At 72.3% G+C, this 20,493-nt stretch carries 18 protein-coding genes; 3 read left to right on the plus strand and 15 right to left on the minus strand.

The features are described 5' to 3' along the window. Window positions 1-3: 3 nt before the first annotated feature. A complete protein-coding gene (locus tag ABZW14_RS27970) occupies window positions 4-843 on the plus strand; it encodes a peptidylprolyl isomerase (protein WP_355351978.1) in 840 nt (279 codons plus the stop codon). A 67-nt stretch (window positions 844-910) separates the two neighbouring features. On the opposite strand, the gene ABZW14_RS27975 is transcribed toward ABZW14_RS27970, so the two are convergent. The 8 genes from ABZW14_RS27975 to ruvC all read right to left on the minus strand — a co-directional run bounded on the left by ABZW14_RS27975 (window position 911) and on the right by ruvC (window position 10,290). Further along, window positions 911-3,355 carry a bifunctional (p)ppGpp synthetase/guanosine-3',5'-bis(diphosphate) 3'-pyrophosphohydrolase gene (locus ABZW14_RS27975; protein ID WP_355352116.1) on the minus strand — a complete coding sequence of 815 codons (2,445 nt, stop codon included), beginning with the start codon at window positions 3,353-3,355 and terminating at the stop codon, window positions 911-913. Between the two features lie 257 nt (window positions 3,356-3,612). Continuing rightward, on the minus strand, window positions 3,613-4,179 hold the full coding sequence (locus tag ABZW14_RS27980) for an adenine phosphoribosyltransferase (protein ID WP_355351981.1): 567 nt from the start codon (window positions 4,177-4,179) through the stop codon (window positions 3,613-3,615). 96 nt (window positions 4,180-4,275) lie between these two features. Next, complete coding sequence (secF, locus tag ABZW14_RS27985; RefSeq protein WP_355351985.1) at window positions 4,276-5,469, minus strand: protein translocase subunit SecF; 1,194 nt, start codon at window positions 5,467-5,469, stop codon at window positions 4,276-4,278. Between the two features lies 1 nt (window position 5,470). Further along, window positions 5,471-7,393: a protein translocase subunit SecD gene (gene secD, locus ABZW14_RS27990; RefSeq protein WP_355351988.1), complete on the minus strand. Its 1,923-nt coding sequence runs from the start codon at window positions 7,391-7,393 to the stop codon at window positions 5,471-5,473. Between the two features lie 224 nt (window positions 7,394-7,617). After that, entirely contained in the window at window positions 7,618-7,962 is a 345-nt protein-coding gene (gene yajC, locus ABZW14_RS27995; protein WP_187399590.1) for a preprotein translocase subunit YajC, read from the minus strand. A gap of 140 nt (window positions 7,963-8,102) precedes the next feature. Then, window positions 8,103-9,167, minus strand: a complete 1,065-nt coding sequence (gene ruvB / locus ABZW14_RS28000; RefSeq protein ID WP_355351991.1) for a Holliday junction branch migration DNA helicase RuvB — start codon at window positions 9,165-9,167, stop codon at window positions 8,103-8,105. After that, window positions 9,164-9,766 (minus strand): Holliday junction branch migration protein RuvA, encoded by a 603-nt coding sequence (gene ruvA, locus ABZW14_RS28005; protein ID WP_355351994.1) that lies wholly within the window; start codon window positions 9,764-9,766, stop codon window positions 9,164-9,166. Before ruvA ends, ruvB begins: the two co-directional genes overlap by 4 nt. Then, window positions 9,763-10,290 carry a crossover junction endodeoxyribonuclease RuvC gene (gene ruvC / locus ABZW14_RS28010; protein WP_355351997.1) on the minus strand — a complete coding sequence of 176 codons (528 nt, stop codon included), beginning with the start codon at window positions 10,288-10,290 and terminating at the stop codon, window positions 9,763-9,765. Before ruvC ends, ruvA begins: the two co-directional genes overlap by 4 nt. Window positions 10,291-10,472: 182 nt before the next feature. On the opposite strand from ruvC, the gene ABZW14_RS28015 reads away from it, so the two are divergent. Together ABZW14_RS28015 and ABZW14_RS28020 are read left to right on the plus strand one after the other, a co-directional pair. Further along, window positions 10,473-11,255 (plus strand): 3-hydroxybutyrate dehydrogenase, encoded by a 783-nt coding sequence (locus tag ABZW14_RS28015; RefSeq protein WP_355352000.1) that lies wholly within the window; start codon window positions 10,473-10,475, stop codon window positions 11,253-11,255. A gap of 14 nt (window positions 11,256-11,269) precedes the next feature. After that, on the plus strand, window positions 11,270-13,189 hold the full coding sequence (locus ABZW14_RS28020) for a helix-turn-helix domain-containing protein (protein WP_355352003.1): 1,920 nt from the start codon (window positions 11,270-11,272) through the stop codon (window positions 13,187-13,189). A gap of 22 nt (window positions 13,190-13,211) precedes the next feature. Here the strand turns inward: ABZW14_RS28020 and ABZW14_RS28025 are convergent, their stop codons facing one another. The 7 genes from ABZW14_RS28025 to ABZW14_RS28055 form a co-directional block, all read right to left on the minus strand. Beyond that, window positions 13,212-13,820, minus strand: coding sequence for a TetR/AcrR family transcriptional regulator (locus ABZW14_RS28025; RefSeq protein ID WP_355352006.1), 609 nt, complete (start codon window positions 13,818-13,820; stop codon window positions 13,212-13,214). Window positions 13,821-13,831: 11 nt separating this feature from the next. Beyond that, a complete protein-coding gene (locus ABZW14_RS28030; RefSeq protein ID WP_355352009.1) occupies window positions 13,832-15,397 on the minus strand; it encodes an MFS transporter in 1,566 nt (521 codons plus the stop codon). A gap of 184 nt (window positions 15,398-15,581) precedes the next feature. Beyond that, window positions 15,582-16,601: a branched-chain amino acid ABC transporter permease gene (locus tag ABZW14_RS28035; protein ID WP_355352012.1), complete on the minus strand. Its 1,020-nt coding sequence runs from the start codon at window positions 16,599-16,601 to the stop codon at window positions 15,582-15,584. After that, entirely contained in the window at window positions 16,598-17,479 is an 882-nt protein-coding gene (locus ABZW14_RS28040; RefSeq protein WP_091309901.1) for a branched-chain amino acid ABC transporter permease, read from the minus strand. Before ABZW14_RS28040 ends, ABZW14_RS28035 begins: the two co-directional genes overlap by 4 nt. A gap of 70 nt (window positions 17,480-17,549) precedes the next feature. Beyond that, entirely contained in the window at window positions 17,550-18,800 is a 1,251-nt protein-coding gene (locus ABZW14_RS28045) for an ABC transporter substrate-binding protein (RefSeq protein WP_355352016.1), read from the minus strand. Window positions 18,801-18,847: 47 nt separating this feature from the next. Beyond that, window positions 18,848-19,540 carry an ABC transporter ATP-binding protein gene (locus tag ABZW14_RS28050; protein ID WP_355352019.1) on the minus strand — a complete coding sequence of 231 codons (693 nt, stop codon included), beginning with the start codon at window positions 19,538-19,540 and terminating at the stop codon, window positions 18,848-18,850. Then, window positions 19,527-20,288: an ABC transporter ATP-binding protein gene (locus tag ABZW14_RS28055; RefSeq protein WP_355352022.1), complete on the minus strand. Its 762-nt coding sequence runs from the start codon at window positions 20,286-20,288 to the stop codon at window positions 19,527-19,529. The genes ABZW14_RS28050 and ABZW14_RS28055 overlap by 14 nt, the downstream gene beginning before the upstream one ends. Window positions 20,289-20,493: the final 205 nt, after the last annotated feature.

A 20,493-nucleotide genomic window follows, 5' to 3' on the forward strand; every position in this document is an offset into this window, starting at 1 on the left:
ACCGTGACGTCCACGAGAGAGCGGCAGCGCGCGGCGGCGCGGGCCCGCCTCGAGCGGGAGATGACCGAGCGCGCCAGCAAGGCCCGCAAGCGCCGGCAGACCCAGGCCATCGTCGGCGCCGCGGCCGTGCTGGTGCTCGTCGTGGCGGGCACCGTCTGGCTGGCCACCTCGCTCGGCGGTGACGACAAGAAGCAGAACACCGCCGGCGCCGAGGGCTTCTCCCAGTGCGCGTACACCGAGGTCCCCAAGGAGGGGCGCCCGAAGCAGATCAAGGACGTCGGGCTGCCGACGGCCCAGCAGGCCAACAAGGGCACCCAGACGATGACGATCGACACCAACCTGGGTCCGATCACCGCGAAGCTCGACCGTGGCCTGGTGCCCTGCACCGCCGGCAGCTTCACCCACCTGGCCAGCAAGGGCTTCTTCGACAACACCAAGTGCCACCGGCTCGTCACCGAGGGCATCAAGGTGCTCCAGTGCGGTGACCCGAGCGCGTCCGGCAAGGGCTGGCGGGAGACCGACGGCACCGGCGGCCCGAGCTACAACCTGGCCGAGGAGAACCTGCCCACCGACAAGCGGCCCCCGTACCCGGATGGCGTCATCGCGATGGCCAACTCCGGCCAGCCGGGCAGCACCGGCAGCCAGTTCTTCATCGTCTACGGCGACTCGCAGCTCGACCCGAACTACACGGTGCTCGGCACCGTCACCGGCGGAATGGACCTCGTGAAGCAGGTCGCCGCGGCCGGTGACGACGGCGCCTTCGCCCAGCAGGCCGGTGGCGGTCACCCGAAGAAGGAGATCGTCATCAACAAGCTGAGCATGAGCGACATCCAGGGCGGCTGACCCGCCCGCACGACGACGAAGCGCCCGCCGGCAGACCGCCGGCGGGCGCTTCTCGTGTGCCCTGAGGTCAGGCGCCCGAGGTGACCCGGTAGGCGTCGAAGACGCCGTCGACCTTGCGGACCGCGGCCAGCAGGTGCCCGAGGTGCTTCGGGTCGGCCATCTCGAAGCTGAACCGGCTCACCGCCACCCGGTCCCGCGTGGTGGTGACCGTCGCGGAGAGGATGTTGACCCGCTCGTCGGAGAGGACCCGGGTCACGTCGGCCAGCAGCTTGTGCCGGTCGAGGGCCTCCACCTGGATGGCCACCAGGAAGGTCGAGGCGGAGGTGAGCTTCCAGCTCACCTCGACCACCCGCTCGCTCTGCGCCTTGAGGTCCTCGGCGTTGGCGCAGTCGTCCCGGTGCACACTCACCCCGCCGGAGCGGGTGACGAAGCCGAACACCGCGTCCGGCGGCACCGGGGTGCAGCAGCGGGCCAGCTTGATCCACACGTCGCTGACCCCGCGGACCACCACACCCGGGTCGTGGCTGGACGCCCGGCTGCGCGGCGGTCGCGTGGCGACGGCGGTCTCGGCGATGTCCTCCGCCGCGCCCTCCTCGCCGCCGTACGCGGCCATGAGCTTCTGCACCACCGACTGCGCGGAGACCTGGCTGTCGCCGACCGCCGCGTAGAGCGACGCCACGTCGGCCAGGTGCAGGTCCCGGGCGATCGCCATGAGCGCGTCCGAGGTGAGCATCCGCTGCAACGGCATGCCCTGCTTGCGCATCGCCTTGACGATCGAGTCCTTGCCGGCCTCGATCGCCTCCTCGCGCCGCTCCTTGTTGAAGTATTGGCGGATCTTGGTACGGGCGCGCGGGCTCTTGACGAAGCCCAGCCAGTCCTGCGTGGGGCCGGCCGTGTCGGACTTCGACGTGAAGATCTCGATCACGTCGCCGTTGGACAGCGTCGATTCGAGGGGCACCAGCTTGCCGTTGACCCGCGCACCGATGCACTTGTGCCCGACCTCGGTGTGCACGGCGTACGCGAAGTCCACCGGCGTCGACCCGGTCGGCAGCGGGATGACGTCACCCTTCGGGGTGAAGACGTAGACCTCCTGGCTGGAGAGGTCGAACCGCAGCGCGTCGAGGAACTCGCTCGGGTCCGCCGCCTCCCGCTGCCAGTCCAGCAGCTGGCGCAGCCAGGTCATCTCGTCGATGTGCGCCGGCGGGCCCACCACCGGGGTGCCCTTGTGCTCCTTGTACTTCCAGTGCGCGGCGATGCCGAACTCGGCGGTGCGGTGCATCGCGTAGGTGCGGATCTGCATCTCCACCGGCTTGCCGGTGGGCCCGATGACCGTCGTGTGCAACGACTGGTACATGTTGAACTTGGGCATGGCGATGTAGTCCTTGAACCGGCCCGGCACCGGCTGCCAGTTGGCGTGGATGACGCCCAGCGCCGCGTAGCAGTCGCGCACCGTGTCGACCAGGATCCGCACCCCGACCAGGTCGTAGATGTCGTTGAAGTCGCGCCCCCGCACGATCATCTTCTGGTAGATCGAGTAGAGGTGCTTCGGCCGGCCGGTGGTCTCCGCCTTGATCTTGGCGGCCTTGAGGTCGGTGGACACCTTCTGGGTCACCTGGCGCAGCAGCGCCTCACGCTGCGGCTGGTGCTCGCCGATCAGCCGGTTGATCTCCTCGAACCGCTTCGGGAACAGGGTGCCGAAGGCCAGATCCTCCAGCTCCCACTTGATGGTGTTCATACCGAGGCGGTGCGCCAGCGGGGCGAGGATCTCCAGCGTCTCCTTGGCCTTCTGCTCCTGCTTGGGGCGGGGCAGGAAGGTCAGGGTGCGCATGTTGTGCAGCCGGTCGGCCAGCTTGATCACCAGGACCCGCGGGTCCTTGGCCATGGCCACGACCATCTTGCGGATCGTCTCCGCCTTCGCCGCGTCGCCCAGCTTGACCTTGTCGAGCTTGGTGACGCCGTCGACCAGCAGGGCCACCTCGCCGCCGAAGTCGGCGCGCATCTGGTCGAGGGTGTACTCGGTGTCCTCGATCGTGTCGTGCAGCAGCGCCGCGACCAGCGTGGTGGTGTCCATGCCCAGGTTCGCCAGGATGGTCGCCACGGCGAGCGGGTGGGTGATGTAGGGGTCACCGGACTTGCGGTACTGACCCGAGTGCCAGCGCGCGGCCGTGTCGAAGGCGCGCTGGAGCAGCCGGGCGTCGGCCTTGGGGTGGTTCTCGCGGTGGGTGGCGATCAGCGGCTCCAGCACCTCGCTGACCTGCGAGGTCTGCCACGGCGCGTTGAACCGGGCCAGCCGGGCGCGCACCCGGCGGCCGGTCGGCGCGTTGGAGAGGGCGAAGCCGCCGCCGGACGTGGGGTCCGCCGCGCCGTCGGTCGGGAACGGCACCACGACCGCCCCGCCGTCCACCTTCCCGTCGGGCCCGCCGCCGGGACCGGTCACCCGCGCCGGCGGGTTGCCGTTCCGCTCGGTTACCGAGCCGTCCGCGTCGCCTGTCGGGTGCACCGTGCCCTCCACCGGAGGGACGACATCGTGGGACACCGGCCTCCTCACCGCTCGCCGGGATGCGCCGGCCGTCCGGCCGACGTCCTGTCCAACCGGCCGAGGGGCCGGAGTTGTTCCGCGCCGGGCACCGGAACCTCGCGGCCCCGGCAGCCCCGCGCCGCCGGACGGTCACCCGCCCGGTCAAGCAAAGGGCAATGCTACCCGTACGCAGGGTACGCCGCCGCTCCGCCGGACGGACCGCACCGGGTCCGCCCGACGGGCCGGTCAGCTCAAACGGTCAGCAGGGCATGGACCGGACGCGGGGCGAGCCGCTCCCGGCCCTTGAGGAAGCCCAGCTCCATCAGGACCGTGAAGCCGGCCACCGTGCCGCCGGCCCGCTCGACCAGGTCCAGGGTGGCCTCGGCGGTGCCGCCGGTGGCGAGCACGTCGTCCAGGACCAGGACCCGGTGGCCGGCTGTGAAGGCGTCCTGGTGCACCTCCAGGGTCGCCTCGCCGTACTCCAGGGCGTAGGAGGCCGAGTGGGTGGCCCGGGGCAGCTTGCCGGCCTTGCGCACCGGCACCACGCCGACCCCGGTCGCGTACGCGACGGCCGCGGCCAGCACGAACCCGCGCGCCTCGATGCCGACCACCGCGTCGAACGAGTCCCGTCCGTGGTACGCGATGATCTCGTCGATCACCTCGCGGAAGGCCGTGCCGTCGGCGAAGAGCGGCATGAGGTCCTTGAACATGACGCCGGGCTTCGGGAAGTCCGGCACGTCCAGCACCCGGCTGGCGACCAGTCGGGCGACCTCCGGGCCGCTGTCTCCCCGTACCCCGGCGGTGTGGGTCTCCGTCACGTGCGTCCTCATGTCCTCTCGAACGACGGCGGCGTCCGTCATGCCGCTTTCACAGCATGGCGGACGCCGCCGGGTCGATCTCTACCGGGTGTGCGGTCAGCGGCGCTTCGCGCCACCGGGCCGGTTGCCCCCGCCGCCGGCGGGGCGACCGCCCCGGGCGCCGCTGGGGCGCTTGCCGGCCGGCCGGGCGCCGACCTTCGGGGCGGCGCCGGCCAGGGCGGCCGCCTCGGGGTCGATGGCCTCGTCGGCCGTGGCCGCCGCGGCCCGCGGCGCGCCCTTCGGGGTGACCTCGCCGCGGGCGATGGCGCCCCGGCGGGCCAGCACCCGCTTGTTGTGGGCGCTGATCCGCGGGTCCTGGTTCTTCAAAAGGACCAGCAGCGGGGTGGCCAGCAGGATCGAGGTCAGGAAGGCCACCGCCATACCGACGAAGAGCACCAGACCCAGGTCCTTCAGGGTGCCCGCGCCCAGCAGGCCGGCACCGATGAAGAGCAGACCGCCGACCGGGAGCAGCGCGACCACCGAGGTGTTCAGCGACCGCATGAGGCTCTGGTTCAACGCCAGGTTGGCCGCCTCGCCGTAGGTCTGGTTGTTGTTCGCGGTGATGCCGCGGGTGTTCTCCTGGACCTTGTCGAAGACCACCACCACGTCGTAGAGCGCGAAGCCCAGAATCGTGAGGAAGCCGATGATCGTCGACGGGGTGACCTCGAAGCCGACCAGCGAGTAGATGCCGGCGGTGAGCACCAGGTTCGTGAACAGCGACGCGATCGCGGCGGCCGCCATCCGCCACTCGAAGCGGAGGATCAGGTAGATCGCCACCACCGCCACGAAGATCAGCAGGCCGAGCAGGGCGCGGGAGGTCACCTGACTGCCCCACGCCTCGGAGACCTGGCTGCCGCTGATCTGGTCGGCCGGGATGCCGAACGACTGCGCCATCTCGGTCTTGACCGCGTTGGCCTGCTCGGCGCTGAGCTGCCCGGTGCGCAGCTCGTAGTACTCGCCGCTGGTGCTGCCGACCTTCTGGGCGGTCACCACCTTGACGCCGTCGCCCTTGGCCGCGAGCGCGGCGTCGACCTTCGCCTCGGCCTGATCCAGGGTGCCGACGCTGGCCGGCACCTGGAACGAGTTGCCGCCGGCGAACTCGATGCCGAGGCTGAAGCCGCGGACCGCGAAGCTGAGCACGGCGATCAGCACCAGCACACCGGCGACGGCGAACCACAGCTTGCGCCGGCCGACGATGTTGAGATCGGCCTCGCCCCGGTAGAGCCGGGACGCCAGACCACTCTTAGCCATCTCAGGCCTCCTTGACACGCGGGTTGCGGGCGGAGCCCGACTCGGCCGACCGGGCGGGCAGGGCCCGGCCGAGACCGCTGACCCGCGGGGACAGGAACGCCCGGGTCCGGGCGAACATCGTCATGATCGGGTGGCGGAAGAGGAACACGACGACCAGGTCGAGGACGGTCGCCAGACCGAGCGCGAAGGCGAAGCCCTTAACCGCGCCGACCGAGACGATGTAGAGCACCACGGCCGACATCAGGGTGATGGCGTTGGCCGAGATGATCGTCCGGCGGGCCCGGACCCACGCCCGAGGCACCGCGCTGCGCGGACTGCGCCCCTCGCGGATCTCGTCCTTGAGCCGCTCGAAGTAGATGACGAACGAGTCCGCCGCCACACCGAGTGAGACGATCATGCCGGCGATGCCGGCGAGCGTGAGGGTGAACCCGATCGACCGGCCGAGCACCACCAGCGCGCCGAAGACCAGCAGCGCCGAGAGCACCAGGCTCAGGAAGATGACGGAGCCGAGCAGCCGGTAGTAGAAGAACGAGTAGATGATGACCAGCAGCATGCCGATGCCGGCCGCCAGCAGACCCGCCTTGAGGTGGCTGTCGCCCAGGGTCGCGGTGACGTTCTGCGCCTCCGCCTGGTTGAAGGTCACCGGCAGGGCGCCGTAGCGCAGCTGGCTGGCCAGCGCGTTGGCGCTCTTGTTGTCGAAGCTGCCGGTGATCTGCGAGTCGCCGGTCAGCACACCCTGGATCTCCGGGGAGGAGACGATCTCGTTGTCCAGCACCACGGCGACCCGGCACTTGCCGTCCGAGCCGAGAGCGGTCTGGTCGCAGGCCTGACCCTCGTTGTTGAACGCCTCGCGGGTCAGCGCGGTCCACTTCTCCTGGCCCTTGCCGGTGAAGTTCAGGCTGACCACCCAGGAGCTGGTCTGGTCGAGCACGGCGTTGGCGTCGTCGACGTCGGTGCCCAGCACCTTGGCCTTGTCCAGTAGGTACTTGGCGCCGGCCTCGCAGGCCACCGCCTGCTGGTTCTCGTCCTTGATCGACGCGGGCGGCCGCTTGTCGAGCTGGGCGCAGGTGATGGTCGGGACGTTGAACTGCATCCCGACCGGCAGCACCGCGATCTCCTGCGGGGAGAGCGTGCCGAACGGCTTGAGCTTGTCGGCCAGCGACGGGTCGGCGGTCAGGTCGGCCGGCGCCTGGAGGCCCGACGCGGCGGCCCAGGCGGCCGCTCCCACCTTCTGCTCGACGGCCTTGCGCTGCTGCTCGACGCTCTGCGGCACCGGCTCGGCGCTGGCGCTCGGGCTCGGCGCGGCGGCGCTCGGCGTGGCCGACGGGGTCGGCGCGGCGGCGCTGGCGCTCGGCGTCGGCGCCATGCCGCCCTGGCCGCCGGCGCTCGGCGACGCGGTGGCCTTGGGCGCGGCGCTGCCCGACGGCGCCGGGGTCGCGCTGCCGGACGGGGCCGGGGTCGCGCTGCCCGAGGGGGCCGGGGTGGCACTCGCGGTCGGGGCCGGCGCGGCGGCGGCGCCGCTGCCGTCGGTGGCCTTGAGCACCTTGCGGAAGCGCAGCTCGGCGGCGCTGCCGACATCGGTCAGATCCCGGTTCTCACCGGGCAGGGAGATGACGATGTTCCGGTTGCCCTCGGTGACCACCTCGGCCTCGGCCACGCCGTAGGCGTTGACCCGGCTCTCGATGATCTGACGCGCCTCCTCGAGGTTGGCGGCAGTCGGGGGCTTGCCGTCCACGCTGTTGGTGGCCTCGAGCGTCACGCGGGTGCCGCCGACCAGGTCCAGGCCGAGCCGGGGCTCCAGCCGATCCTTCCAGCCACCGCTGGCGCCGCCCGAGAAGAACACCAAAAGATAGAGGACGACGAAGATGAACCCGAGCACGGCGAGCTGCCGTCCGGGGCGCATCTGTCCCTGAGGTGGTGCCACGGCTGTCCTGTCTCCCTGTACGGTCGCGCCGCTTCGGCAGCGGCGAGATGGTCGGGCCGGGGGTGTCCGCCCGACTGCTCCGGCGGGTCGGCGCCGCCGGACGGCACGCCTCCCCGGCGCACGACGCGGCGGCGTCGCGCGGGGTTCCCCGCGTGCCGGCGTCGGACGCCGACCCAACTATCCACTTGTGTGAGTGAATCCGCTGCCCCGTCCGGGGCCGGTGGTCACTCCTTGACCGGCTCGGCTTCCTCGGTGATCGTCTCGGCCTCCGGGGCCTCGACCCGCTTCACCACGCGCGCGATCGCCGGGCGCGCGTACCGGGTCTGCACGCCCGGAGCGACCTCGAGCAGGACGGTCTCGTCCTCGACCCCGGTCACCGTGCCGTAGAGCCCGCCGATGGTGACCACCTCGTCGCCCACGCCGAGCGCGGACTGCATCTGCTCGGCCTCGCGGCGACGCTTCTGCTGGGGGCGGATCATCATGAAGTACATGACGCCGAAGAGCAGAGCGATCATGAGGATCGGCGTCAGACCGCCGGCTCCCCCGCCACTCGCTGCTGCGTAAAGCACGGTTGTCGACCTTCCCATTGGCCTCTGCGCCGCCCTGTGGGGCACCGGAGCGGAGGCGAGTTCTCACGTCCTGTACAAACCGCGGCGAAGTCTAATCCCTGCACCTGAGAACACCGAATGCGGCACAGATCACGTTCGCATCACGGCTGATCGGTCTGCGCCGAGAACAGATCGGGCACCGGAGCGGCATCCGCACCAAATGTACCATTCGGCGGCGTACGCCCCAGATGGTGCCAGGCGGCCGCCGTGGCGACCCGGCCGCGCGGCGTGCGCGCCAGCAGCCCGGCCCGGACCAGGAACGGCTCGCACACCTCCTCGACCGTGTCCGGCTGCTCCCCCACCGCCACGGCGAGGGTGGACAGCCCGACCGGGCCGCCCCGGAACGAGTCGACCAGCGCGGTGAGCACCGCCCGGTCCAGCCGGTCGAGGCCGAGCGCGTCGACGTCGTAGACGGTCAGGGCGGCCTGGGCGGTCTCCAGGTTGACCACCCCCTCGGCGCGGACCTCGGCGAAGTCGCGGACCCGGCGCAGCAGCCGGTTGGCGATCCGGGGGGTGCCCCGGGACCGGCCGGCGATCTCCGCCGCCCCGTCAACCGTGATCGGCACGCCGAGGATCCGGGCGGACCGGTGCAGCAGCGCCTCCAGGTCGGCCGGCGAGTAGAAGTCGAGGTGCGCCACGAAGCCGAACCGGTCCCGCATCGGCCCGGTCAGCAGGCCGGACCGGGTCGTCGCGCCGACCAGGGTGAACGGCTCGACGTCGAGCGGGATGGCGGTCGCCCCCGGGCCCTTGCCGACCACGACGTCGACCCGGAAGTCCTCCATGGCGCTGTAGAGCAGTTCCTCGGCCGGTTTCGCGATCCGGTGGATCTCGTCGATGAAGAGCACGTCGCCCTCGGCGAGGCTGGTCAGGATGGCGGCCAGGTCGCCGGAGCGCTCGATGGCGGGGCCGCTGGTCACCCGGATCCCCGAGCCCAGCTCGGCGGCCACGATGTTGGCGAGGGTGGTCTTACCGAGGCCAGGCGGCCCCGAGAGGAGGATGTGGTCGGGCGGGGAGCCGCGCCGCATCGCCCCCTGAAGCAGCAGGTCGAGCTGGTCGCGGACCCGGTGCTGGGCGATGAACTCCTCCAGCCGTTTGGGCCGGACGCTGGCCTCCGCGTCCCGTTCGGCGTCGCTCACGTACGCCGAGACGAGGTTCTCGTTCGTCATCGGGTGCGGCCCAGGAGGCGGATGGCCTGCTTGAGCAGGACCGGCACGGGCGGGGTCTCCCCGTCGACGGTCTCCGCGACCGCCGCCACCGCCTGCTCGGCCTGCGCGGCGGTCCAGCCGAGCCCGACCAGCGCCTGACGGACCTGCTCCGGCCAGGCGCCGGCGGTGACCCCGGCCACGCCGTCGGCGCCCACCGGCACCGGGCCGATCCGGTCACGCAGTTCGAGGACGAGCCGCTCGGCGCCCTTCTTGCCGATGCCGGGCACCCGGGTCAGCGCCGCGGTGTCGGCGTTGGCGATGGCCTTGCGGACCGCGTCCGGGGTGTGCACGGCCAGCACCGCCTGGGCCAGCCGCGGCCCCACTCCGCTGGCGGTCTGGAGCAGCTCGAAGAGCTGCTTGGCATCGTCGTCGGCGAAGCCGTAGAGGGTGAGCGAATCCTCCCGGACGACCAGGCTGGTGGCCAGCCGGGCGGGCTGGCCGACCCGCAGCTCGGCGATCGTGCCGGGGGCGCACTGCACGGCCAGGCCGATGCCGCCCACCTCCACCACGGCGTGGTCCGGACCGGTCGCGGTCACCGTGCCGCGCACGCTGGCGATCATCGTGCTCCTCCTCGTCGTGCCCGCTCGGCGGCGGCGGCCAGCTTGGACCGGGTGCCGCCGCGCCAGATGTGGCAGATGGCCAGGGCCAGGGCGTCGGCGGCGTCGGCCGGGCGGGGCGGCTCGGGCAGCCGCAGCAACCGGGTGACCATGGTGGTCATCTGCGCCTTGTCGGCCTGACCGGACCCGGTCACCGCCGCCTTCACCTCGCTCGGCGTGTACGTCTGCACGGGCAGCCCGGCCCGCGCCCCGGCGAGCACGGCGATCCCGCTGGCCTGGGCGGTGCCCATCACGGTGCGCACGTTGTGCTGGCTGAACACCCGCTCGACGGCCACGGCGTCGGGGCGGTGCTCGGCGACCAGGTCGGTGAGCGAGCGGTCCAGGTGCAGCAGGCGCAGCGGCAGGTCGTCGCCGGGGTCGGTGTAGACCACGTAGTAGGCGACGAGGGTGCAGGGGCGGCCCGGCACGCCCTCGACCACGCCGACCCCGCACCGGGTCAGCCCCGGGTCGACGCCCAGCACGCGCACGCCGCCTCCTCCCCGAGCCACCGGCAGAACGTGTGTTCGACACCCTACTGGTGCGTCCCGGCACCCGGCCGGGCGGACACGCCGGAGGCCGGCGGACGGGATCCCCGCCACACACTGAAGCGGTCGAGTATGTGCCGCCGCCCCATGTGCCGCCGGCCACACAGCTCGTAACTTCTTGCGCCATGACGGCAGAACCCGTGGCGGTCCCCCACGTCGTGAACGTCGACCTCTCCGGTCGCGCCGCGCTGGTGACCGGTGGTGGCAGCGGCATCGGACGGGCCTGCGCCCTGCGCCTGGCGGCGGCCGGCGCGGCGGTGCTGGTGGTCGACCGCAACGTGGAGGCGGCCAAGGCGGTGGCCGCGGAGGCGGGCGGCCGGGCGGAGGGCGTCGACCTGGCCGACGCGGAGGCGGTGGACCGGCTCGACGTCGACGTGGACATCGTCGTGAACAACGCGGGCCTCCAGCACGTCGCGCCGGTGCAGGACTTCCCCGTCGAGCGCTTCGAGTACATCCAGCGGGTGATGGTGGAGGCGCCGTTCCTGCTGATCCGCCGGGCGCTGCCGCGGATGTACGCGAACGGGTGGGGCCGGATCGTCAACATCTCCTCGGTGCACGGGCTGCGCGCCTCGCCGTACAAGGCGGCGTACGTCTCGGCGAAGCACGCCCTGGAGGGGCTGTCGAAGGTGGTGGCGCTGGAGGGCGCCGCGCACGGGGTGACCGCCAACTGCATCAACCCGGCGTACGTGCGGACCCCGCTGGTGGAGAGCCAGATCGCCGACCAGGCGGCCAGCCACGGCATCGGCGAGGACGAGGTGGTCGAGAAGATCATGCTGGCCCGGGCGGCGATCAAGCGCCTGATCGAGCCGGAGGAGGTGGCGGAGCTGGTGGCCTACCTGTGCTCGCCGCCCGCCGCGTTCATCACCGGCGCGTCGATCGCCCTCGACGGGGGCTGGACGGCCAACTAGTGGCCTCGCGCACAATGTCGGTCATGTCGTCGCCGGTCGAGTTCCTGGAGCTGCTGGCGCGGGAGGCCGCCCCGGTAGAGTTCGAGGGGCCGCTGGTCGCCGCCCGCGCCGCCGGCCTGCCCGCCGAGCGCCTCGCCGAGCTGGAGCAGGCGAAGCTGGTGGCGCTGCGGGTCCGCGCGCTGCTGGAGCGCCGCCGCCGCCGGGAGACCGAGCTCTCCGGCCTGTACGACACGGCCAGCGACCTGGCCGGGCTGCGCGACCTGGACGACGTGCTGCGGGCCATCGTGCACCGGGCGCGGATCCTGCTCGGCACCGACGTGGCGTACATGACGCTCAACGACGACGAGCGCGGCGACACCTACATGCGGGTGACCGACGGTTCGATCTCGGCGCGCTTCCAGCGGCTGCGGCTGGAGATGGGCGACGGCCTGGGCGGCCTGGTGGCGCAGACCGGCACCCCGTACGTCACCTCGAACTACCAGGAGGACGAGCGGTTCCGGCACACCGGGGAGATCGACGGCGGGGTGGGCGAGGAGGGCCTGGTGGCCATCCTCGGTGTCCCGCTGCGGCTGGGGTCGAGCGTGATCGGCGTGCTGTACGCGGCCAACCGCTCCGCCCGGCCGTTCGCCCGGGAGGAGGTGTCGCTGCTGGTCTCCCTGGCCGCGCACGCCGCGGTGGCGATCGACACCGCCCGGCTGCTGGCCGAGACCCGGTCGGCGCTGGAGGAGCTGTCGGCGGCGAACAGCACGATCCGGGCGCACAGCAGCTCGGTGGAGCGGGCCGCCGCCGCACACGACCGGATGACCGCCCTCGTGGTGCGCGGCGGCGGGATGGAGGACGTGGCGGCGGCGGTCACCGAGGTGCTGGGCGGGGCGCTGCTGGCGCTCGACGCCGAGGGGCGGCGGCTGGCCCGGGTGGGCGAGATCGAGGAGCCGGACCGGGCGGACATCGTCGAGGCGGTGGCCGCGTCCCGCACCGAGGGGCGCAGCGTCCGCCGGGGTCCGCTCTGGTACGCCGCCGTGGTGGCCGGCGCGGAGAACCTGGGCGCGCTGGTGCTGCGCCCGGACGGGGAACTCGTCGACGCCGACCAGCGGATCCTGGAGCGGGCCGCGCTGGTCACGGCGCTGCTGCTGCTGTTCCGCCGGACGGTGGCGGAGGCCGAGGGGCGGGTCCGGGGCGAGCTGCTGGACGACCTGATCGCCCGGCCGCTGCGGGACGCCGACGCGCTGCGCAGCCGGGCCCGCCGGCTCGGCGTGGACCTGGACGCCCCGCACGTGCTCGTGGCGGTCGGGGACGACGCGTTCGCCGCCACCGGCTCGGCCCGGCAGCGGGTGCTGTCCTGGGCCACCACGTACGCCTCGACCCGGGGCGGGCTGGCCGCGGCGCGCGACGGGCGGGTGGTGCTGATGCTGCCCGGGCAGGACGCGGGCGGCGCGGCCCGGGCGGTGGCCCGGGACCTGTCCCGGGTGACCGGCCGTCCGGTGACCGCCGGGGCGAGCGGACCGTCGACGGGGCCGGCCTCACTGGCCACCACCTTCGCCGAGGCGGAGCGGTGCCTGACCGCGCTGGGCGCGCTGGGCCGGGCCGGGCAGGGGGCGAGCACTGCCGAGCTGGGCTTCGTGGGGCTGCTGCTGGGCGCGGTCGGCGACTCGGGCGACCGGGACGTCGCCCGCTTCCTCACCGCAACGGTGGGGCCGGTGGTCGACTACGACGCGCGGCGGGGCACGGCGCTCGTGCGGACCCTGGAGGCGTACTTCGGCGTGGGTGGCAGCCTGGCCCGCGCGGCGGAGCTGCTGCACGTGCACGTCAACACGGTGACCCAGCGGCTGGAGCGGGTGGGGCAGCTGCTCGGCGCGGACTGGCAGAAGCCGGAACGCGCCCTGGAGGTGCAGCTCGCCCTGCGCCTGCACCGCCTGCGCACCCCGGCCGCCTGACGCGAGCGGCCGGGGCCACGGATCAGCGGGCGCGGAGGCCCTCGAGGACGCTGTCCACGACCCGCTCGGGGAGGATCCGGTCGTCCAGCTCGGGGTGCCAGCGCAGCACCCGCTGGAGCAGCATGGGGCCGCTGAGCAGCGCCATGGCCAACTCGATGTCGAGGTCGGCGCGGAGTTCGCCGCTGTCCACCCCGCGGCGCAACACTTCCCGCATCAGCTTCCGGCGCGGCGCCACGATGTTCTGGTAGAGCTGGAAGTGGTCGGGGCTGCGGTTCACCTCGGGCACCAGGCAGGGCATGATCTTGGCGGCCCGCGGGTCGACGTTGTGGCCGACCGCGCCGACGAGCAGCACCAGGTCGTCGCGGACGGAGTGCCCGGCGGGCTGGGGCGGCACCCCCTTGAGCCGGCGCAGCGCGTCCATGAGCAACGCGTCCTTGCCGGACCAGCGGCGGTAGATGGTGGCTTTGCCCACCCCGGCGCGGGCGGCGATCGCCTCGATGGAGAGCGCCTCGATGGTGCTGCCCTCGGCGAGCAGGTCGAGGGTGGCCTCCACGATCGCCTCGTCCGCGCGGACGCTCCGCGGTCGCCCGGGCGACCGCGGAGCATCAGCCGTCGAAGTCATGTCAGACATTGTCCCCGAACCTACGCGGTCCCGGCCAACTCCGGCTCGGTGGCCGGCCGGGCCTCGGGCTCGATCACCGGCCGGCCCGGCATCCAGCGCAGCACGATGGCCATGCCGAGCAGCGCCACCAGCGCGGAGATCCCGGCCGCCCAGTGCATCGCCGAGACGAACGAGTCGTTCGCCGCGTCGATGAGCCGGGGCGCCCCGGCCCCGAGCCGGCCGGCGACGGCGTACGCCCCGGAGATCGACTCCTGGGCCGCGTCGCGGACGGGGCCGGGCAGGCCGGCCACGGTCGAGGCCACGTCGCTGCGGTAGACGGCGGAGAGCACCGAGCCGAGCACCGCCACGCCGAGCGCGCCCGCGACCTGGCGGACCGTATTGCTCACGGCCGAGCCCACGCCGGCCTTCTCCCGGGGCAGCGCCGACATGATCGACTCGGTGGCCGGCGGCATGATGTTGGCCATCCCGGCGCCCTGCACGAAGCCCAGCGCCGAGAAGATCCAGATCGGGGTGTCCGCGTCGATGAGCACGAACGCGCCGAGCGCGGCGGCGGTGAGCAGCAGCCCGACCCCGGCGACGGCCCGGCCGCCGTAGCGGCGGACCATGGCGGCGCTGCGCGGCGCGAAGATCAGCTGGGCGGCCGCGAAGGGCAGGAAGAGCAGGCCGCTCTCCAGCGGGCTGTAGCCCCGGACCAGCTGGAGGTAGAACGCGCCGAAGAACATCACGCCCATGGCGGCGAAGAAGACCAGGCCGACCAGCGCCACCGGGGCGGCGAACCGGGGCACCCGGAACAGCCGCACGTCCAGCGACGGGTGGTCGCTGCGCAGCTCGTGGGAGACGAACCAGCCGAGCACCGCGAGCCCGCCGACGATCGCCGCCCAGACCCGCAGCCGGTCGAAGCCGTGCTCGCCGCCGTCGATGATGCCGTAGGTCAGGGCGACCAGGCCGACCACGGAGAGCAGCACGCCGAGCAGGTCGACCCGGCCCGGACGGGGGTCGCGGGACTCCGGGACCAGGGCGGCCACGAGCACCACGCCGAGCGCCACCACCGGCACGTTGATCAGGAAGACCGAGCCCCACCAGTAGTGCTCCAGCAGGGCGCCACCGAGCACCGGGCCGATGGCCACGGCCAGGCCGACCGCGCCGGCCCAGACGCCGATCGCCTTGGCCCGCTCCCGGGGGTCGAAGACGTTGGAGATGATCGACAGGGTCACCGGCATGATGGCCGCGCCGCCGACGCCCATGAGCGCGCGGGTGGCGATGAGCTGGCCCGGGTCCTGGGCGTACGCGGAGAGCAGCGAGGCCAGCCCGAACAGGGCCAGGCCGACCATCAGGAAGCGCTTGCGGCCGAGGCGGTCGCCGAGGACGCCGAAGGTGAACAGCAGCCCGGCGAAGACCAGCGTGTAGGAGTTGATCGCCCACTCCAGCTCGCCCTGGCTGGCCCCGAGGCCGTGCACGGGGTCGGCGAGGGTACGCAGGGCGACGTTGAGGATGGTGTTGTCGAGGACGACCACGAGGAGGCTGATCACCAGCACCCCCAGGATCGCCCACCTCCTCGGGTGTCCGGTGTTCTCGTGCACTTCCACTCGGGTTCTCCCCCCGGCTCACCCGCGTCGAAATACGATACGGGGCAGACTCGTAACGCTGCCGAGCGTAGGTGAGATGGTTTCGATACGGAACCGGTTCGTATCGTTTGTGTGCCAGGTCACCCCGGCGGAACACGGACGAACCCCGGGCGGCACGGCCACCCGGGGTTCGTCGAGGGAGAGGTCACCCGCGGCGGGCGGCTCCCCGACGCCGGGCCAGGTGGGCGATCGTGCCCCAGATGCCCCGCCGGAACAGCAGCACGACCAGCACGAAGATGCCGCCGGTGACCAGGCCGATGGCCTCGAAGCCGGAGAACGACAGCCAGTCCTCCAGCCGTACCACCAGGGCCGCGCCGAGCACGCCGCCCCAGAGCGTCCCGATACCGCCGAGCACCACCACGATGACCGCCTTGCCGGAGGTCGTCCAGTGCAGCACGTCCAGCGAGACGAACCGGTGGCCGACCGCGAAGAGCCCGCCGCCCAGCCCGGCCAGGAAGCCGGACAGGACGAACGCGGTCAGCTTGTAGCGGTGCACCGGGTAGCCGAGCGCGCGGGCCCGGGCCGGGTTGTCCCGGATGCCGACCAGCACCCGGCCGAACGGCGAGTGCACGATCCGCCAGGCGGCGCACAGGCCGAGCAGCACGATCGGCAGGATCGCGTAGTAGAAGTAGTAGTCGTCGGAGAGGTCGGCGCCGAAGAACTCCCGGGGTACGCCCTGGAGGCCGTTCTCGCCCTGGGTGACCGACCGCCACTCGTTGGCCACGTAGTAGACCATCTGCGCGAACGCCAGCGTGACCATGGCGAAGTAGATGCCGGTGCGCTTCACCGCGAGGTAGCCGATCGGCAGCGCGAGCAGCGCCGCGGCCAGGGCGCCGGCCAGCACGGCCGCCGGGAAGGGCAGGCCGGCGTGAATCGCCACCAGCCCGGTCACGTACGCCGAGGTGCCCCAGAAGGCGGCGTGCCCGAAGGACATCAGCCCGGTGAAGCCGAGCAGCAGGTCCACCGAGACGGCGAACAGCGCCCAGCACAGGATGTCCACGGCCACCGCCGGGTAGAGCCCGTTCGGCAGCCAGAGCGCCACGACCAGGCCGGCGGCGAGCAGGGCGTACCGGATCCAGCCGGGCGCCCGGGCCACGGTGAGCAACCCCGACGGCGGCGCGGGCCGGGCCGACTCCTCGGCGGGGGTGTCGACGGCACTCGTCATGCCGGTGCCTCCTCACGGCCGAACAGGCCGGCCGGCCGCCAGAGCAGCACCGCGGCCATCACCACGAACACGACGGTCTGCGACACGATCGGGAAGTCCGACAGGTACGCCTCGCCCCACGCCTGGATGAGGCCGATGCCGAAGCCGGCGGCGACCGAACCGAAGATCGAGCCGAGCCCGCCGATCACCACCACCGCGAAGACCACGATGATCAGGTCGGCGCCCATGAGCGGGTTCACCGCCCGCATCGGCGCGGCGAGCACCCCGGCCAGCCCGGCCAGGGCGATGCCGAAGCCGAACACCGGGGTCACCCACTTCCCCACGTCGATGCCGAAGGCCCGGGTCAGCTCGGGACGCTCGGTGGCGGCCCGGACCACCATGCCGACCCGGGTCCGGCCGAGCACCCACCAGACCGCGACGCAGAGCAGCACGGTGAAGCCGAGGATGAAGACCCGGTAGGTGGGGAAGTCGAACAGTCCGAAGTCGACCGTCCCGCTCAACTCGGCCGGGGTGGCGTACGGGCTGGACTGCACGCCGTACCGGGACTTCACCAGGTCCTGCAGGATCAGCGTGAGGCCGAAGGTGAGCAGGAAGTTGTAGAGCGGGTCGAGCCGGGTCAGCCGGTGGATCACCGCCCGCTCCAGCACCATGCCGAGCAGGCCCAGCGCCAGCGGCATGATCACCAATGCGGCCCAGAACGGCACCCCCGCCTCGGCGAGCAGCACGTACGCCCCGAAGGCGCCGAGCATGTAGAAGGCGCCGTGGGCGAAGTTCACCACCCGGAGCATGCCGAAGATGACCGCGAGCCCGAGGGCGAGCAGGGCGTAGAACGCCCCGCCCACCAGCCCGTTGAACGTGTTCTGCAGGAAACCTGACATCAGCTCGTCGTCACCTCGCCGTCTTCCGTTCGCGACTGCGGGGCTCGCAAAACCGGCTCATTCCTCGCGCTCACATCTTGCAGTCCGGCGACGGCGCACGGAACGCCTCGGCCGCCGGGATGGTCTTGAGGATCTTCACGTAGTCCCACGGCTCGCTCACCTCGGCCTGGGGCTTCACCTGGGCGAGGTACGCGTCGTGGATGACCCGATGGTCCTCGGCGCGGATCTTGCCGTTGCGCAGGAAGAGGTCGTTGACCTCCTTGCCCTCCAGGGCCTTGACCACGGTGTCCGCGTCGTCGGTGCCGGCGGCCTGCACGGCCTCCAGGTACTGCATGGCGGCGGAGTAGTTGGCCGCGTGGGCGAAGGACGGCCGGGTGCCGGTCTCCTTCTGGAACCGGTCGGCCCACTCCCGGTTCTGCTGGTCGAAGTTCCAGTACCAGGCGTCGGTGTAGGTGGTGCCGGCGAGCGCGGCCGGGGTGAGCGAGTGGATGTCGGTGATGAACATGAGGCCCACGGCCAGCCCGACGCCCTTGTCCCGCAGCTTGAACTCGTTGTACTGCTTCACCACGTTGACCAGCTCGGCGCCGGCCTGCATGGTGCCGAGCACCTGCGGCTTCGGGTTCAGCGTCGGGGCCTTGAGCAGGAAGGAGGAGTAGTCGCCGCTGGTGTTCGGGAACGGCGCGCCGTCCTTGCCGACGACCTGCCCACCGGCGGCGGTGATGGCGGCGGAGAAGCTCTTCTCCATGTCCTGCCCGAACGCGTAGTTCGGGTAGAGGATGTACCAGTTCTTGCCGACCTGCTCGGTGGTCACCGTGCCGGTGCCGTGGGCCAGCATGTAGGTGTCGTAGGCGTAGTGGAACGTGTACCTGTTGCAGCTCTTGCCGGTCAGGTCGGTGGTCGCCGCGCCGATGTTGAAGTAGAGCTTCTTCTTCTCCTTGGCCACGTCGGCGACCTTGAGCGCGGCCGAGGAGGTCGGCACGTCGAGGATGGCGTCGACGCCCTTGCGGTCGTACATCTCCTGGGCCTTGCTGTTGGCCACGTCCGGCTTGTTCTGGTGGTCGGCCGTCTCCACGCTGATGTTCTTGGTGACGGCCTTGTCGCCGTACTTGGCCTTGAAGTCGGCGATGGCCATCTCCACGGCCTTGACCGAGTTCCGCCCGGACAGCTCCGAGTAGGCCCCCGACTGGTCGTTGAGGACACCCAGCACGATCTTGTCGCCGGTCAGCTTCTGGTCGCCCCCGGACTGCGGGCCACCGCCGCCGCAGCCCGCGACCAGCACCACCGCCGCCGAGGCGGCGGCCACACCCACGCTCCTGCGCATCTCGTATCCTTCCCTGCCGCGCGGTCCGCGCGGGTCAGCCGTCGTTGTCAGATCCCGAGGTACGCCAGCAGCTCGCGCTCCCGCGAGCGCACCTCGGAGTTGTCCATCGCCTCCGCGATCCGTCCCTCGGCCAGCAGGTAGTGCCGGTCGGCGACGCCGGTGGCGAAGTGCAGGTTCTGCTCGACCAGCAGCACGGTCACGCCGTGCTTCTTGGCCTCCCGCAGCAGGTCGCCGACCTGCTGCACGAGCAGCGGGGACAGGCCCTCGGTGGGCTCGTCGCAGAGCAGCAGGCGGGCGCCCATGCGCAGCACCCGGGCCAGGGCGAGCATCTGCTGCTCGCCGCCGGAGAGCATGGTCGCCGCCGAGTCGCGCCGGGTGTACAGGGCGGGGAACGCCTCGTAGACCCGCTCCAGTGACCACGGGTCGGGGCCGACCCGGGGCGGCAGGGTCAGGTTCTCGGTGACGGTCAGGGTGGCGTACGCGCCCCGGTCGTCGGGGACCCAGCCGAGCCCGAGCCGCGCCCGCTTGTACGCGGGCAGCTTCGTGACGTCCCGGTCGGCGAAGGTGACCGTGCCGCGCTGGCCGGGGTGCAGCCCCATGACGGAGCGCAGCAGGGTGGACTTGCCGGCGCCGTTGCGGCCGACCAGGGTGACCACCTCGCCGGCGGCCACCTCCAGGCTCACCTCCCGCAGCACCCGGGCCTCGCCGTACCAGACGGAGAGGTTCTCAATGCGCAGCATCGGCGGCTCCCAGGTAGGCGGTGATGACCCGCTCGTCGGCGCGGACCTGCTCATACGGCCCCTCGACCAGGACCTTGCCGGCCTGGAGGACGGTGACCGTGTCGGCGAGCCGGCCCACCACGCTCATGTTGTGCTCGACCATGACCACCGTCCGGCCCGCGCGGACCCGGGCGATCAGGTCGACGGTGCGGTCCACGTCCTCCAGCCCCATCCCGGCGGTGGGCTCGTCGAGCAGCAGCACCTTCGGGTCGAGGGCGAGCGCGATGGCCAGCTCCAGGGCGCGCTTGCGCCCGTACGCGAGGGCCTCGGCCGGGGCCTCGGCCAGCTCGGCGAGACCCACCATGTCGAGCAGCTCGTCGGCCCGCTCCCGGTAGCGGCGCATCAGCTTCGCCGAGCGCCAGAACCGCCAGCCCAGCCCGCTGGGCGCCTGGAGGGCCAGCTCGACGTGCTCCCGCGCGCCCAGCTGGGGGAAGAGGCTGGTGATCTGGAAGGAGCGCGCCACGCCGAGCCGGGCGACCCGTTCCGGGGGCAGGCCGGTGACGTCCCGGCCGGCCAGCTCGATCCGGCCGGCGCTGGGCGGCAGGAAGCCGGTGAGCAGGTTGAACAGGGTGGTCTTGCCGGCGCCGTTCGGCCCCACCAGGGCGTGCACGGTCTCCGGCGCCACGTCGAGGTCGACCCCGTCGACGGCCCGGAAGCCCCGGAAGTCCCGGGTCAGCCCACGGGCCGACAGGATCGCTTGCCCGGCCATCGCCTCACCCTCCGCAGGTCCGTCCCGCGCCGGCCAGGTCGGTGACCGGGGTCACAGGGCGGACGCGTGCAGGAAACCTACGGCGCACCGGCGGAGTCGAGCCATGTCGATCCCCCACACATTCACCCCCCACGGCACGGGCCCGCTCCCCATAGGGGGCGGGCCCGTCCGCCGACGTCCGGACGGATCGGCGGGTGTCGACATG

The sequence above is a fragment of the Micromonospora sp. NPDC004551 genome (assembly GCF_040609975.1).
In the GTDB taxonomy this organism is placed as follows: Bacteria; Actinomycetota; Actinomycetes; order Mycobacteriales; family Micromonosporaceae; genus Micromonospora.